We start from the raw sequence: 14,890 nt of genomic DNA, 5'->3' as shown, positions 1-14,890 counted from the left end.
CCTCGCCGCCCCTCAGGACCAGGTCCAGTCGCGTACCTCCGGCAGGTCCTCGAAGTGCTCGACCACGTACTCGCCGTGCCGCTCGAGCTGGGTGAGGCAGAAATCGGCGAGCTCGGTGGCCCCGACGGGTTCGGCCTCTACACGGCGCAGCGCCTCGAGCGCGAGGTGGTAGCGGCTCATCCTGTTCAGCACCACCATGTCGAACGGGGTGGTCGTGGTGCCCTGCTCGCTGAAGCCGCGAACATGAAAGCGTTCGGGTTGCGGCCGACCGTGCAGTAACTCGTGGACCGCGCGTGAATAGCCGTGGAACGCGAACACCACGTCGGTATCAGCGGTGAAGAGGTCGGTGAATGTGCGGTCGTCGAAACCGTGCGGGTGCTCCGTGGGCGTCAGCAACGCCATCAGATCGACCACGTTGACCACACGGGTGACGAGGTCGGGTGTGTGCTCACGCAACAGCTGGGCTGCCGCGAGAATTTCTTGCGTAGGAACGTCACCCGCCGCGGCAAGCACGATGTCCACGGTATCGGCGGCTGCCTCGGTACCCGCCCACGCCCAGACCGACGCCCCGGCCGCGCAGTGCGCGTTCGCTTCCTCGAGCGTCAAGTATTGGAGGTGCGGTTGCTTGTCCACCACGATGACGTTGACGTGGTCGGTGCTGCGGAGACAGTGGTCGGCAATCGAGAGCAGCGTGTTCGAGTCGGGGGGAAGCCACACCCGAACGACATCCGGGGCGAGGGGAATGACGGCGTCGATCATCCCGGGCCCCTGGTGGCTGAAACCGTTGTGGTCGTTGCGCCAGCAGGTGCTGGTCAACAGCACGTTGAGCGAGGCCACCGGCGATCGCCACGGCAGGTCCACCGCGTGTTGCAGCCACTTCGCGTGCTGAACGAGCATCGACACACTGACCATCGCGAAGGCCTCGTAGCTGGCAAAGAGCCCGTGCCGCCCGGACAGCAGGTACCCCTCGAGCCACCCCTCGCACAGGTGCTCGCTGAGCACCTCCATCACCCGTCCGCCCGCGGACATGTGGTCGTCGTAGTCGGCGACGGGTAGCTGCCAGCATCGATCAGTGCTCTCGAACACGGCGCCCAACCGATTGCTGGCCGTCTCGTCCGGGCAGAACAGCCGAAAGTATCCGCCGCCGTCCGGTGTGGTGGTCGCCGCGTAGACGTCCCGTAACAGTTCGCCGAGGACGCGGGTGGTCTCGTGCAGCGTGGCCCCCGGCCTTTCGATGGTCAACGCGTACTTGTGCAGTGGTGGTATCGGAAGATCGACGCGTAGACGCCCGCCGTTGGCATAGGGAGAAGAACCCATTCGTTTGTCGCCCCGCGGCGCCAGCTGAGCGAGTTCGGGCACCAATGCACCCTGAGGATCGAACAGGGTCTCCGGGGAGTAGGACCGCATCCATTCCTCGAGCTGACGCCGATGCTCGTCGTTGGTGCGGACGCCCGACAGCGGAACTTGATGGGAACGGTGTGTTCCCTCGACGAGGACACCATCGACACGGTGGGGGCCGGTCCAGCCCTTCGGAGTGCGGAGCACGATCGCCGGCCATTTCACAGGATGCCGGCGACCCGCCCGCGCCTCCTGGCGGATCTCGGTTATCCGGTCGTGCGCGTCGACCAGCGCCCGGTCGAGTGTGCGGAAAACCACGGCCGGGTCGTCGCCCTCGACCACGGTCGGCGCCCATCCCTGGCCACTGAGGAAGCGTTCGATGTCCGTGTCGGTACTGCGCCCGTAGACGGTGGGTCCGGCAATTTTGGCCCCATTGACGTGCAGGATCGGTAACACGGCACCGTCCCGTTCCGGGTTGAGGAAGGCGGGGAGCTTCCACGAAGCGGACAGCGGCCCCGTCTCCGCCTCACCGTCTCCGATCACACACGCCACCAACAGGTTCGGGTGGTCGAATGCCGCACCCGCGGCGTGCGCCAGTGCATATCCCAGCTCACCGCCTTCGTGGATACTGCCCGGCGTCTGCACGCTGACATGACTCGGGATACCTCCCGGTGTCGAGAATTGCCGGCACAAGTGCCGGAGTCCGGCAGCATCACCGGAGACCGCGGGATACACCTCCGAGTACGTCCCCTCCAAATACGTGGCAGCGACGAGGGCGGGTCCGCCGTGACCAGGCCCCGTCACGTACAGGCAGTCCGCGTCTGTACGCCGGATCAACCTGTTGAGAAGCGCGTAGATCATCGACAAACCGGGACTGGTCCCCCAGTGCCCGAGGAGCCGGGGCTTGATGTGCTCCCGAAGCAGCGGCTCACGCAGAAGCACATTGTCCTGCAAATAGATCTGCGCGACGGTGAGATAGTTGGCCGCCGACCACCAGCGGAGATCCAACTCGAGTTCGCGCTCCGGATACTCCGCGTTCGAGTTTTCCGAATGGACATGCTGCCGATCGGTCATCCTCGACCCTCCCGTGATGTGCGCAGGCGTCCTTTCGACACTAGGCGGATTCGGTCGACCGTGCGGGAGTTGTGGGCCGAAGTCGGGGACCGATTTGGTTCTTCCCCCCATCGATGCGCTACGATTGGCGCGCCCAATCGGCACACCGGTTTCCGGTGCGCCCCCGTAGCTCAGGGGATAGAGCGTTCGCCTCCGGAGCGAAAGGTCGCAGGTTCGAATCCTGCCGGGGGCACCACGAGAACACTGCGCCGCATCTCGCGGTGCACATTTCTTCCTGGTGCTACCAGTCCTCCCCCGGGTGATCTCCCCGGGCATTCTGCGAGAGCTGCAGCGTCGGCCCCGGCCGCGTACATCGATTCGAACGCTGAGCTCCCTCGCACCTTCGCTGTGGGTTTCGCGGCTTCACCTTTCCGCCATCCTTTTCTCCATTTGCGTCAACCGAGGGACACTCCGTGCACCAGCCCCACCCACATCCGCTCACCCTCGGCGTGATCGCGCGCTCGAGCAAGGCCGACGAACGCCGACTTCCGATTCACCCCCTGCACTTCGACCGCATCGACGCCGACCTGCTGGGCCGTATCCACCTCGAGCACGGTTACGGCGAGCCGTTCGGTGTGTCCGACGAGCAACTGGCCCGCTCGGTCGCGGGAATGCGCACACGGAGCGAGCTGATCGCGCAATCCGACGTCGTACTGCTCCCGAAGCCTCTCGCGAAGGATCTCGAGGATCTGCGCGACGGACAGATCCTCTGGGGGTGGCCGCACTGCGTGCAGGACACCGAGCTCACCCAGGTGGCCATCGATCGTCGCCTCACCCTCGTCGCCTTCGAAGCCATGAATCACTGGAGTGCCGAAGGGTCGTTCCAGCTGCATGTCTTCCACAAGAACAACGAGCTCGCCGGCTACTCGTCCGTATTGCACGCCCTGTCGATCGCCGGGTCGACGGGTGATTACGGCCGTCGACTCCGCGCGGTCGTGCTCGGTTTCGGGGCCACCGCCCGCGGGGCCGTCACCGCGCTGAATGCTCTGGGAATCCATGACGTTCATGTCGTCACGCAGCGTGGCGTGACCGCCGTCAGCTCGCCCATCCACTCGGCGGAGATCGTCCAGTTCGACCACGACGGCGCCGACCCACGTCGAAGCCACGTCACGACGGACGACGGCCGGCTGCCGCTGGCGGGTTTCCTGGCCCGTCACGACATCATCGTCAACTGTGTTCTGCAGGACACCGAGGCGCCGCTGACCTTCCTCGTCGACGAGGACATCGACACCCTCCTGCCTGGTTGCCTCGTCGTCGACGTGTCCTGCGACGAAGGGATGGGCTTTGCCTGGGCGCGTCCAACCTCCTTCGCGGACCCGACGTTCATGATCGGCGAGAACGTCCGCTACTACGGTGTCGACCACAGCCCGTCACATTTGTGGAACTCCGCAACCTGGGAGATCAGCGAGGCGCTGCTCCCCCATCTGCGCACCGTTCTCGGTGGACCCGCGGCCTGGGACACCAGCGAGACGATCCGGCGGGCGATCGAGATCCGCGACGGAGTGGTGCAGAACCCCAAGATCCTGTCGTTCCAGGACCGTGCGGCCGACTACCCGCACGCGGTCCTTACCTGAGCGCCGCGAACGAACGGGACGCTCGTTCGATCTGACGCAACGAGCGTCCCGTTCGCGCGGAAGGGTGCAGGGCAGGGCGGATCGGCACAGGTCAGGCAGGCGCGCGGCGACGCATCTCGCGGCGGAGGATCTTCCCGCTCGCCGTCTTCGGCAGTTCGTCGACGATTTCCACCCGCCGCGGGGCCTTGTAGGTGGCCAGCCGCTCCCGGCAGTACTCGACGAGGTCGGCCGTCTCCACCGTCGTACCCGGCCGCAGGCTGACGAAGGCGGCGACGGTTTCACCGCGATAGCTGTCCGGTTCACCGACGACTGCGGCTTCGCGCACCGCCGGATGCTGGTAGAGAACGTCCTCGACCTCCCGCGGCCACACCTTGAACCCGGACGCGTTGATCATGTCCTTCTTGCGGTCCACCACGTACACCCAGCCCTCGGCGTCCATGAAGCCGACATCGCCGGTGAGGAGACGGCCACCCGGCAGTGCCTGCGCCGTGGCGTCCGGCTTGTTCCAGTAGGCGGGTACCACCATCGGTCCGTCGACGGCAATTTCGCCGACCTCGAGTGGCTCCAGGTCTTTTCCGTCTTCGCCGATGATCCGGACCACTGCGCAGGGCAGGGGCAGGCCGATCGCCAGCGTTCCCGATGCCGGATCGACCGGTGCTTCCAGGTTGGGCGGGACGACGACGCAGGGTGCGCTCGTTTCGGTGAGCCCGTAACCGTTGCGAATGTATTTGCCGGTGAGCTCGCGGAAGCGCTCGACGATGGCGGGAGGCAGTGGGGCGCCGCCGGACATGACGGCCTCGAGGGAGGCGAAGCGTTCCCCGGAGAAGTCGGGGTGCGCCATCAACGCCATGTACGCGGTGGACGGACCCACCATGAAGATCGGCCGCTCACGTTCGAGGGCATCGAGGACGACCCCCGGTTCGAAGCGGTACACCAGGATCAGCGGCGACGCCAGGTCGATCGCTGTGAGGAGCTGGCACACCATTCCCGTGATGTGGAAGAGCGGTGCCAGGGCGAAGATCGGCGCGCCGGCCGGTTTGTCCTCGTACAGTCGCAGAATTGCGCTGTTCACCGTCAGGTTGCGGTGGGTGTTGGTGGCACCCTTGGGTACGCCGCTGGTTCCGGACGTGTAGGACACCAGGGCAATGTCTTCGGGTGTCAGCCCGGGATCAGGCACCGTCGCTCCGGCCCGCACCCGTGCCACCTCGAGGAGGTCGGGCACGTTCTCACTGCGGGCACGGGTTACCGTCCGGAACAAGCGCTCGTCGTCAGAAGTCTGGATGTCGAGTTCGCTCGAGGTGAGCGCGATCCGCACGCCCGCTTCCGACGCGCGCGAACCCACCCGGTCTGCCCACGCGCTCTCGCTGCACACGATCGCGGTGACCCCCGCGTCGGTGAGGATGTGTGCGAGCTCGTCCCGGTACATCGGGTTGAGAGGAACGACGACACCGCCGGCCTTCCACGTTCCGATCAACGCGAGGACGAACTGCGGAATGTTCTGCAGGTAGATCGCGAGCCGGTCGCCCCGCTGAAACCCGTTCTCGAGCAGGTACGCGGCGATACCGTCGGTGAGTTGGTCGACTTCCCGGTAGCCGAGCGTGCCGCCGAGGTAACGCACCGCCGGGCCGTCTCCGGCGGTGACGACCGCCGACTCGAACATGTCGAGCGCGGTACGGGCGGGGATATCTCCCACGCGTCGAACCCTCTCCTCGTACCGGTCCATCCAGGGCCTGTCGTCGTACCAGCTCATCGCCGCCGTACCGCCTCTCGATCTCGTCCGAATTCGTAATTCTGTATGCCCGCCGGCGTCAACGTGTGCCCGACAGTCCCCCGTCGACGGGGATGACGGTGCCCGTCAGGTATGCGCCCGCCCGCGAGGACAGGAATATCGCGGTGCCCGCGATGTCCTCGGCACAGCCGACCCGGCCGAGTGGAACGGCGCTCTCGACGAGTTCCCGGCGCGCCGTATCGCCGAGGAGGTGGGCAATCATCTTCGTCGGAAATGGTCCGGGCGCAATCGCATTGACGGTGATGTTCTCGCCGGCCAGTGTGGCCGCGAGCTTCCGCGTGAGCATGTGCACGGCAGCTTTACTCGCTCCGTACGAAAAGTTGTCGCTGCTCGACACGACCAGGCCGTCGATCGAACCGATGTTGATGATCCGGGCGGGTTGATCCCCGGTGGCCGCGGCCCGCAGTCTGGGCAGTAGTTTCTGCGTCAGCGAGAACACACTCTTGACGTTGATGTCGAAGATCTTGTCGAACGCGGCCTCGGGAAACTCGTCGACCGGTGCGCCCCACGTCGCGCCGGCATTGTTGACCAGAGCGTCGAGTCGCGGGGCTACCTCCTCGACGTGGGCGGCGAGGCTGTCGATGCCGTCCGGAGTGGACAGATCGGCGGGATGGGCTTGACAGGACCCCGGCCCGAGCGCGGACAGCTCGGACGCCGTCTCGGCGCAGTCGTCGGCTTTACGGGACGACACGAGGACCCGCGCTCCCGCCCGGACGAATCCTTCGGCGATCATCCGGCCGATACCGCGCGAACCTCCCGTGACGACTACAGTCTTTCCGGCGACATCGAACAGCGAATGAGCATCCACGAGCATTCCTTTCACGGTTGAAAGACGAGCCGACCGACGGTGCTGCCCTCACCGAGCCGACCGAGTCCGTCGGCGACGTCGGCGAGCGAGAGCCGCTCACTGATGAGGGGGCGGATCGCGCCGGACGCGGCGAGCCGGGTCAGCTCCTCGTGGCAGTCGGCGATGGCCTGCTGGTTGTACTGCTTGTACAGGCCCCAGTGCAGTCCGATGATCGAGTAATTCTTGATCAGCGCGTGGTTGAGTCCCGGAGTCGGGATGGTGCCGCCCGCGAAGCCGATGATCAGGATGCGTCCCTCGAAAGCGATGCACTTGGTGGACTTGGCGTAGGCATCTCCACCGACCGGGTCGTAGACGACGTCGGCTCCGCGTCCACCGGTGAACTCCTTGACGAGTGGGACGAAATCCTCGGTGCGGCGATCGATCACCAGGTCGGCCCCGAGCCGGCGACAATACTCCGCCTTGTCGGCGCCGCCGACCACACCGATGACCTTCGCCCCGGCCGCCTTCCCCAATTGCACTGCGGCACTGCCTACTCCGCCGGCCGCGGCGTGCACGAGCAGAGTCTCGCCCGCCTCGAGATGCGTCCGACGATGGAGGGCGAACCAGCTCGTCTGGTATCCGATACTCAGCGCCGCCGCTTCGGCGTCGTCGAGGGCGGCCGGTGCGGTGAAGGTGTTCGCCTCGTCGAGAACCGCGAGCTGAGCGAACCCGCCGCCGGGCAGGTTCGGATTACCGATCACCCGGTCGCCCGGCGTGAACCGCGTGACACCGTCTCCGACGGCAACCACCTCGCCGCACAGTTCGACCCCCGGGGTGAAGGGCAGCGGCGGCGTGATCTGGTACTCCCCTCGGCACAGGAGCACATCGGGGAAGTTCGCCGGTGCGGCGAGCACCCTGACCAGCACCTGGCCGGGACCTGCCACTGGGTCCGGGACCTCCTCGAGTTGCAGCGCGGTACGCGGCTCGCCGAGTTCGTGGACACGCCATGCCTTCATCGTTTTCTTCCTGACTGTAGGTGGTGGTGCCCGGGTTACGCGGGCAGATCGATCAATTCGGCGAGACGCGCTCGGTGACGGTAGGCCGTGCCGAAGGCGAGCTGATCGCTTTTCGCCCTCTTCAGATAGAGGTGCGCGGGGTATTCCCAGGTCATGCCGAGTCCACCGTGCAGTTGGACGCATTCTTCGGCGGCATGAACGGCGACACCACTGCAATACGCCTGCGCGATCGCCGCCGCGATCTCGGCGTCCCCGTCGCCGCGAGCAGCGGTGTCAGCCGCGTAACGAGCAGCCGCAGCGGCGGAGGTGATCTCCAGCCACAGGTCGGCAAGACGATGCTTCAGCGCCTGGTACGAGCCGACGGCACGCCCGAACTGCTTGCGCTCCTTGACGTAGGCGAGCGTGGTGTCGAAGCACCACTGTGCCACTCCGAGTTGTTCGGAGGCGAGGAGCGCAGCACCGCAGAGGAGAGCGCCGCGAATGGCCTCTACTGCCGCACCGTCGTCGACCCGAGTCGACGACACAGCGGTGAAGTCGACATCGGCCAGGGGGACGCGTCATGTCCAGCGCGAGAATCGGGGTCACGGTGACGCCGGCGCTGTCCGTGCGCACAGTGTGAAGCTCGAGCCCGTCAGGCCCCTGCACCGGAACGACCAGAAGTTCGGCTTCCGCGGCGCCCGCAACACTGGTGACGCGGCCGGTCAACCCGTCGGCGCCCAGTCGGACGGTCGCGCTGAAGCGGTCGGGCGGCGTGGCCAGGCCGATCGTGAGGGCACCGGTGGTGGCGCCTTCGGCGAGATCCCGGACGATGGTCGTGTCTCCCGCCTTCACCAGCGCGACCGTCGCGAGTACAGCGCTGGAGAGATACGGGACGGGCGCCACGGCACGTCCGATCTCTTCCATGACCACGGCGGCTTCCCTTGCGCCCGCCCCTGCCCCGCCGATCGATTCGGGGACGAGGAGACCGGACAGTCCGAGTTCGACGGCGAGCGACTTCCAGGCGGCGGAGAAGTCACCGGGCGACGAGTCGTAGGCGCTCATGACGAGCTCGTGCGGGCAACGGTCGGCGAGCAGCCGCCGGACACTGTCGCGGAGGGCGTCTTCGGTGTCGGTGTACAGCAGATCTGCGGTGCTCATCGGGGCAGGTCCTTCCAGGCGATGTCCTTGTCGACGCGATGCTCGGGGGGGCAGCCCGAGAACACGTTCTGCGATAACGTTCCGCAGGATTTCCGACGTGCCGCCCTCGATCGAATTACCTTTCGCGCGCAGGTAGCGGTATCCGGGTTCACGTCCGGTGAAGTCCACCTTGTCGGGCCTGCGCATGGTCCAGTCGTCGTAGCGCAAACCCGCCTCGCCGTGCAGCTCGATGTCGAATCCGGAGATGGTCTGTGCGAGCTGGGCGAAGGCGAGCTTCAGTCCGGACCCCTCGGGGCCGGGTTGCCCGGCCGCGAGTTGCTGCCGTAGCCGTTCACCGGTCAGCCGGGCGACTTCGGCTTCGACCCACAACCGGAGAAGTTCGTCGTGCATTGCCGGGTCCCGCAGTTCGGGACGTTCTCGCCAGGCCGCGGCCACGGGGCCGATCATGCCGCTTTCGCGTGCTGCGGCCGACCCGCCGATCGCAACGCGTTCGTTGTTGAGGGTCGCGGTTGCCACCCGCCAGCCTTGCCCCTCGCCCCCGAGCCGATCGGCGTCGGGAATTCGCACGTCGGTGAGGAACACCTCGTTGAACTCGGCCTCGCCGGTGATCTGGCGCAGGGGGCGAACGTCGACGCCGGGATCGCTCATGTCACAGAGAAAGTAGGTGAGACCCGCATGTTTAGGCACGGCAGGATCGGTGCGGGCCACGAGGATGGCCCGCTGCGCATTCTGCGCGCCCGACGTCCACACCTTCTGGCCGTTGACGATCCAGTTGTCGCCGTCACGGACCGCACGCGTCGCCACCGCAGCGAGGTCGGAACCCGCCCCCGGCTCACTGAACAACTGGCACCAGATGTGCTCGCTGGTAAAAATCGGACGCAGATATTTTCGCTGCTGTTCGTCGGTCCCGAAGGCCGCGATGGTGGGCGCGGCCATCCCCAGGCCGATGCCGTTGCGGCCCTTCGCCGGTGCCGGCGCGCCCGCCGCTTCCAGCTGCGCGTCGACCTGGGCCTGGAAGCTCTGCGGCAGACCGAGCCCGCCACGTCCGGGCGCGAAGTGAACCCACGCGAGGCCGGCGTCGAACCGCGCGCCGAGGAACTGCGTCGGATTCGAGGTGTCGTTCTGCTCGAGCAGCGCCGTGACCCGTTCGGTCAGTTCTCGCGCGATCGTCTGTTCGTCAGTGGTCATGATCTCCGCCTCAGTTCGTGGCGAGACGTTCGGCGATCGCTCCGCCGATCCCGTTTCCACCGCCGGTCACGATGGCGACCTTCTGTGCAACCTTCACGAGGCTTCCTCTCCTTCGCCGTACATTGTGACTCGCGTCTCTCTTTTGTATAGTTGAATCCGTCGTCAAGTTCAAGTGGCTGTGCAGCGAAACCGCAAGGCAGTTCGCCTCAGACATGACCGACACCCACCATCCGCGATCGAGGGAGACCGATGACCGACACGACTCAACTGCCCGTCCGCCCGGTTAGCTACGACGAGCTCACCGCTCTGATCGGGAGAGAATTGGGCCCCACCGAGTGGCACGAGGTCACCCAGGAACGGGTCAACGCGTTCGCCGACGCCACCGGTGACCATCAATGGATTCACGTCGACCCCGAACGCGCCGCATCGAGTCCGCTCGGCGGAACGATCGCGCACGGTCTCTACAGCCTGTCCCTCGGACCTGCCCTCTCCGCGACCCTGCTGCGATTCGACGGTTTCGCGCACAGCCTCAACTACGGATACAACAAAGTCCGGTTTCCCGCCCCCGTTCCCGTCGGTTCGCGGATCCGGATGCGGGCGACCGTGACGGCCGCCGAACAGGTCGGCGGCGGCATCCAGGTGACGATGACTCAGGTGGTCGAACGGGAAGGCTCCGACAAGCCGGTGGTCGTGTCGGAGTCGGTCGCCCGGGTCGTCGAAGGCGGTTAGGCCTCGGTCTGTACGTGCCGCCGACCCTGCGGCGGCACGTACTCGCGCGTGATCCCTTGATCGAAGCTCGACTCGGAGGCTGACGTACATGGCAAACGTGATCGACCCCGTGTGCTTCCACGCGGACACCACCCCCGACAACATTGCTCTGCGGGGTGCAGACAGCACCCTGACCTATCGACAGCTTCAGATCGCGAGCACGACCTACGCGGGCGCGCTTCGCGAATGGGATATCTCGCCCGGCGATCGCGTGCTCCTCGCCGCCCCGTCCGTGCCCGAGTTCGTGGTGGCATACCTGGCGATTCAGGCGGCCGGGGCCGTGGTGGTCCCGGTGAACACGATGTCCACTCGGCCGGAAACCGAGTACGTCCTGAGCGACGCCGGTGTGTCGCTGGCGATCCTCTGGAACGAACTGGGGCCCGCGATGAGCCAGGCGGCAGCAGCGCTCGACGTCCCGGTCTGGACGTTGTCACCGGAAATAATTGTCTCGGACGGGCTCCCGAAGTCCATCGTCGATCGGGACGGCGAGGACACCGCAGCCATTCTCTATACGTCCGGAACGACCGGGCGGCCCAAGGGTGCGGAACTGACCGTGGGAAACCTACTGTCGGGCGGGCAGATCGGCGCCGAGTGCAGTCGCGGCTCGAGCGAGGACCGCACAGGGACGGGGCTTCCGCTCTTCCACGTCTTCGGACAGGCCTCGGTCATGATGGCGACATTCACCGGTGGCGGCTCCTTGTCGTTGCTGGCGCGGTTCGACCCGTCCGCGATGCTGGCGATGCTGCGCCGCGACCGCCTGACCATCATGGCCGGTGTCCCGACGATGTGGAATGCGATGCTCCACGCGGCCGGCGACGCCGACCCGGAGGATTTCGCTCAGCTTCGGATCGCTATCTCTGGCGGCGCCTCGCTGCCCGGAGAGGTGGCCCGCGTATTCGAAACGCGCTTCGGGTGCACCATCCTCGAGGGGTACGGGCTCACCGAGACGACCGCGTTCGGCACCTTCAACGACATCGATCGCGGTGGCAAGATCGGCTACACGGGACGCGCTGTTCCCCGTATGGAGGTCGAGGTCCGGGACCACGACGGGAACCAGTGCACACCCGGCACCGTCGGTGAAGTCTTCGTGAAAGGTCCCACGGTGATGAAGGGGTACTGGCGCAGGCCCGTCGACACCGCAGGCGTGTTGTCACCGGACGGCTGGTTCCGCACGGGCGATCTCGGCTGTGTCGACTCGGACGGAGACCTCCGCATCGTCGACCGGGTCAAGGACCTCATCATTCGCGGCGGCTACAACGTGTATCCCAGTGAGATCGAGGAGGTGCTGTACACGCACCCCGACGTCGTCGAGGCCGCGGTCGTGGGCGTTCCCGACGACCACTACGGAGAAGAGGTGGCCGCGGTAGTCGCTCTCCTGCCTGGATCAGAACTGGACGGCGCCGAGCTCACGCGGTGGACTCGGGAGCGGCTGTCCGCGTACAAAATTCCCCGCATCATCTCGATCGTCGACGCCCTTACCAAGGGCTCGACCGGAAAGATCCTCAAGCGGTCGATCGACAAGGCCGCGCTGAGAACTGACCCATTGACCGTTGAGGTACCTCGAAAGGTGACACCGTGACATCCGTCAACAGACAGGTTCGACTGGCGAAACGCCCGATCGGCCGGCCCGACGACTCCACCTGGGAGATCGTCTCCGAACCGATTCCCACACCATCGGACGGTGAGTTCACCGTGCAGGTCGACTATGCCTCGCTCGATCCCGCCATGCGTGGCTGGCTCGACGACGTGAAGTCGTACGTGCCGCCCGTTCAGATCGGTGAGGTGATGCGCGCGCATGCCGTGGGCCGCGTCGTGGCGTCCAAGAATCCGGCGTTCCCGGAAGGGGCAATCGTTTCCGGACAGTTCGGAATTCAGGAGTTCGCGGTGTCCGACGGCCGGGGCGCTCTTGTCGTGGACGAGACACTCGCACCCGCGCCCACGTGGCTCGGTGCGCTCGGATTCCCCGGGATGACCGCGTATTTCGGCCTCACCGATGTCGGCAAGCTCGAGAAGGGCGACGTCGTGCTCATCTCGGGAGCGGCGGGAGCGGTAGGAAGCATCGCCGGCCAGATCGCCAAACTGAACGGTGCAACGGTGATCGGCATTGCCGGTGGCCGCGAGAAGTGCGCGTGGCTCACCGATGAGCTCGGTTTCGATGCGGCGATCGACTACAAGGCCGGGCCGGTGGGCCGCGCGCTGCGGGCGGCCGCACCCGACGGCATCGACATCTACTTCGACAATGTCGGCGGTGACATTCTCGACGCCGCACTGGGGCGTCTGCGCAGGAATGCGCGGGTCGCGTTGTGCGGTGCGATCTCCGGATACAACGCCACCGATCCACAACCCGGCCCGTCTCGGTACCTGTCGCTACTGGTCAACCGGGCGTCGATGACCGGATTCATCGTCTTCGATTATCTCGATCGGTTCCAGGAGGGCATGGAGGCGATGTCGGAGTGGATTCGCAACGGTGACATCGTGACCCGCGAGCAGGTGGAAACCGGCGGTGTCGAAGCTTTCGGCCGCACGCTGACCATGCTGTTCGACGGCGCAAACACGGGCAAGCTGGTACTGAAGATCAGCGACAACTGAACACCCCTGCCACGAAAGGAATGCCCACCGCCGTTCGGCGGTGGGCATTCTTTTCGGCCTTGATGCCGTACTAGTAGAACTGAGCTCCGGGAACAGCGTTCGGGTCGTTACGGACTTCCGCCGGGTTGGTCTCGTGGAGCCGCCACGCGCAAAGGAATGTGACCAGCCCCATCAAGGCGACGAATACGGCGACGAGCGTGGTGGTGCCGGTTTTGGCAATCAGCGCGGTCATGATGAAGGGAGTGCCACCGCTGACCGTGATCGCAGCCAGTTGGTAGGCCAGGGAGGCTGCCGAATAGCGCACGTTGGGTGCGAACAGCTCGCCCATGTAGGCCGCGATCGGACCGTAGGTCATGGACTGGAACACACTTCCGACGGTGACGGCGATGAAGAACAACATCAGGTTTTTCGTGTTGATCAGCCAGAAGTACGGGAAGGCCCAGAGCACGATCATTCCGGCGCCGAACAGGATCATCGGCCGACGACCGATCTTGTCGGACACGTGCCCCGACCACAACACCACACCGACGGTGAGGCCTGCACTGAGCAGCGAGATCGCCAGCAGATCGTTGCGCTTCATGCCCAGTTCGGCAGTGCCGTAACTGAGCACGCCGGCGATCGAGATGTAGAACAACGAGTTGGTGGCCGCGAGAAGACCGCACCCCAGCAGAATCTTGCGCCAGTGGTCTTTGATCGCCTGGGTGAGCGGTGCCCGGACTACCGTTTCCTTACCCTTCTGTGTCTCTTCCTGCAGCTCGCGGAACTCCGGTGTGTCCTCGACCTTCGTCTGGATGTAGAGCACGACGGGGAACAGCAATGCACTGGCAAAGAAGGGGATACGCCAACCCCAGCTGAGGAACGCCTCGTTCGAGATGGCGGCGGTGGCGCCCAGGAACACGAGGTTGCCGAGCAGCACACCGAACGAGACACCCATCTGACCGAAGGTGCCGGAAAACCCTCTGCGTTTGGGACTCGCCGATTCGGTCAGCAGAAGGACGATCCCACCCCACTGACCGCCGCACGCGATGCCCTGGATGAAGCGCAGCACCACCAGCAGAATCGGTGCAGCCACTCCGATCGTCGACGCACCCGGGAGGCATCCGATGAGGAAGGTGGCGAGGCCCATGAAGAGCAGGCAGGTCACCACCGCGGGTTTGCGCCCGTATTTGTCGCCGAAGTGGCCGGCGACCAGTCCACCGAGAGGCCGGGCGACGAATCCCGCCCAGAACGTGCTGAACGAGAGCAGAGTGCCCATCAGCGCCGATGAGTCGGGAAAAAAGACTTGCGGAAAGACAAGAGCCGCAGCGGTTCCGTAGAGGAAGAAGTCGTACCACTCGATGGAACTGCCGACGAGACCTGCCGCCAGCAGCTTCCGGTGTGCCCGCTTCCGGTGGACGGCCGTGTCGCCGGTTGCGTCCTTACTCGGCTGCACCGCGGATGTAGTCATCCAATCACTCCTCGAGATAGGTCTGTGGGGGTGTGGCTAGAAATGAAGTTTTAGAACATGACGCCAACTTCAAGTCAGTGAGCGCTTGCTTAGTGTGTTTCACTTGTCGTGTGATGTCAATCACTCGAGGCGATGCTTTCGACA

Annotated in this window: 9 protein-coding genes, 1 tRNA gene and 3 pseudogenes; 5 read left to right on the top strand and 8 right to left on the bottom strand. The window is 65.5% G+C overall.

Features of this window, described 5'->3' with window-relative positions; translation table 11 throughout:
* Positions 1–12: 12 nt before the first annotated feature.
* Complete coding sequence (locus tag CBI38_RS10615) at positions 13–2,412, bottom strand: phosphoketolase family protein (RefSeq protein ID WP_162603206.1); 2,400 nt, start codon at positions 2,410–2,412, stop codon at positions 13–15.
* 159 nt (positions 2,413–2,571) lie between these two features.
* Here CBI38_RS10615 and CBI38_RS10610 point away from each other — a divergent pair.
* Both CBI38_RS10610 and CBI38_RS10605 read left to right on the top strand, forming a co-directional pair.
* Positions 2,572–2,647, top strand: a tRNA-Arg gene (locus CBI38_RS10610).
* A gap of 217 nt (positions 2,648–2,864) precedes the next feature.
* Positions 2,865–4,025, top strand: coding sequence for a N(5)-(carboxyethyl)ornithine synthase (locus CBI38_RS10605; RefSeq protein WP_109328671.1), 1,161 nt, complete (start codon positions 2,865–2,867; stop codon positions 4,023–4,025).
* A gap of 91 nt (positions 4,026–4,116) precedes the next feature.
* Here the strand turns inward: CBI38_RS10605 and CBI38_RS10600 are convergent, their stop codons facing one another.
* The 6 genes and pseudogenes from CBI38_RS10600 to CBI38_RS40565 form a co-directional block, all read right to left on the bottom strand.
* Positions 4,117–5,775, bottom strand: coding sequence for an AMP-binding protein (locus tag CBI38_RS10600; RefSeq protein WP_109328669.1), 1,659 nt, complete (start codon positions 5,773–5,775; stop codon positions 4,117–4,119).
* Between the two features lie 58 nt (positions 5,776–5,833).
* On the bottom strand, positions 5,834–6,622 hold the full coding sequence (locus CBI38_RS10595) for an SDR family oxidoreductase (RefSeq protein ID WP_269467597.1): 789 nt from the start codon (positions 6,620–6,622) through the stop codon (positions 5,834–5,836).
* Positions 6,623–6,633: 11 nt separating this feature from the next.
* A complete protein-coding gene (locus CBI38_RS10590; protein WP_109328666.1) occupies positions 6,634–7,617 on the bottom strand; it encodes an NADPH:quinone oxidoreductase family protein in 984 nt (327 codons plus the stop codon).
* 35 nt (positions 7,618–7,652) lie between these two features.
* A pseudogene (locus CBI38_RS10585) lies at positions 7,653–8,754 on the bottom strand (acyl-CoA dehydrogenase family protein).
* Positions 8,751–9,942 (bottom strand): annotated as a pseudogene (locus CBI38_RS10580) (acyl-CoA dehydrogenase family protein). The pseudogenes CBI38_RS10585 and CBI38_RS10580 overlap by 4 nt, the downstream one beginning before the upstream one ends.
* Before the next feature lie 19 nt (positions 9,943–9,961).
* Positions 9,962–10,039: pseudogene (locus CBI38_RS40565) on the bottom strand (dehydrogenase); the annotation flags it as partial.
* Between the two features lie 152 nt (positions 10,040–10,191).
* On the opposite strand from CBI38_RS40565, the gene CBI38_RS10575 reads away from it, so the two are divergent.
* From CBI38_RS10575 to CBI38_RS10565, 3 genes are all read left to right on the top strand, one after another.
* Positions 10,192–10,671 carry a MaoC family dehydratase gene (locus CBI38_RS10575; RefSeq protein ID WP_109328664.1) on the top strand — a complete coding sequence of 160 codons (480 nt, stop codon included), beginning with the start codon at positions 10,192–10,194 and terminating at the stop codon, positions 10,669–10,671.
* An 88-nt stretch (positions 10,672–10,759) separates the two neighbouring features.
* Entirely contained in the window at positions 10,760–12,289 is a 1,530-nt protein-coding gene (locus CBI38_RS10570) for an AMP-binding protein (protein ID WP_109328662.1), read from the top strand.
* Positions 12,286–13,299, top strand: a complete 1,014-nt coding sequence (locus CBI38_RS10565) for an NADP-dependent oxidoreductase (protein ID WP_109328660.1) — start codon at positions 12,286–12,288, stop codon at positions 13,297–13,299. The genes CBI38_RS10570 and CBI38_RS10565 overlap by 4 nt, the downstream gene beginning before the upstream one ends.
* Before the next feature lie 70 nt (positions 13,300–13,369).
* Here the strand turns inward: CBI38_RS10565 and CBI38_RS10560 are convergent, their stop codons facing one another.
* Positions 13,370–14,746: an MFS transporter gene (locus CBI38_RS10560; protein ID WP_109328658.1), complete on the bottom strand. Its 1,377-nt coding sequence runs from the start codon at positions 14,744–14,746 to the stop codon at positions 13,370–13,372.
* Between the last annotated feature and the right edge of the window lie 144 nt (positions 14,747–14,890).

It is taken from the genome of Rhodococcus oxybenzonivorans, from assembly GCF_003130705.1.
GTDB lineage: Bacteria > Actinomycetota > Actinomycetes > Mycobacteriales > Mycobacteriaceae > Rhodococcus_F > Rhodococcus_F oxybenzonivorans.
Note: the sequence above shows the minus strand (reverse complement) of the source record. Positions and strands in the feature narration are given on the sequence as shown.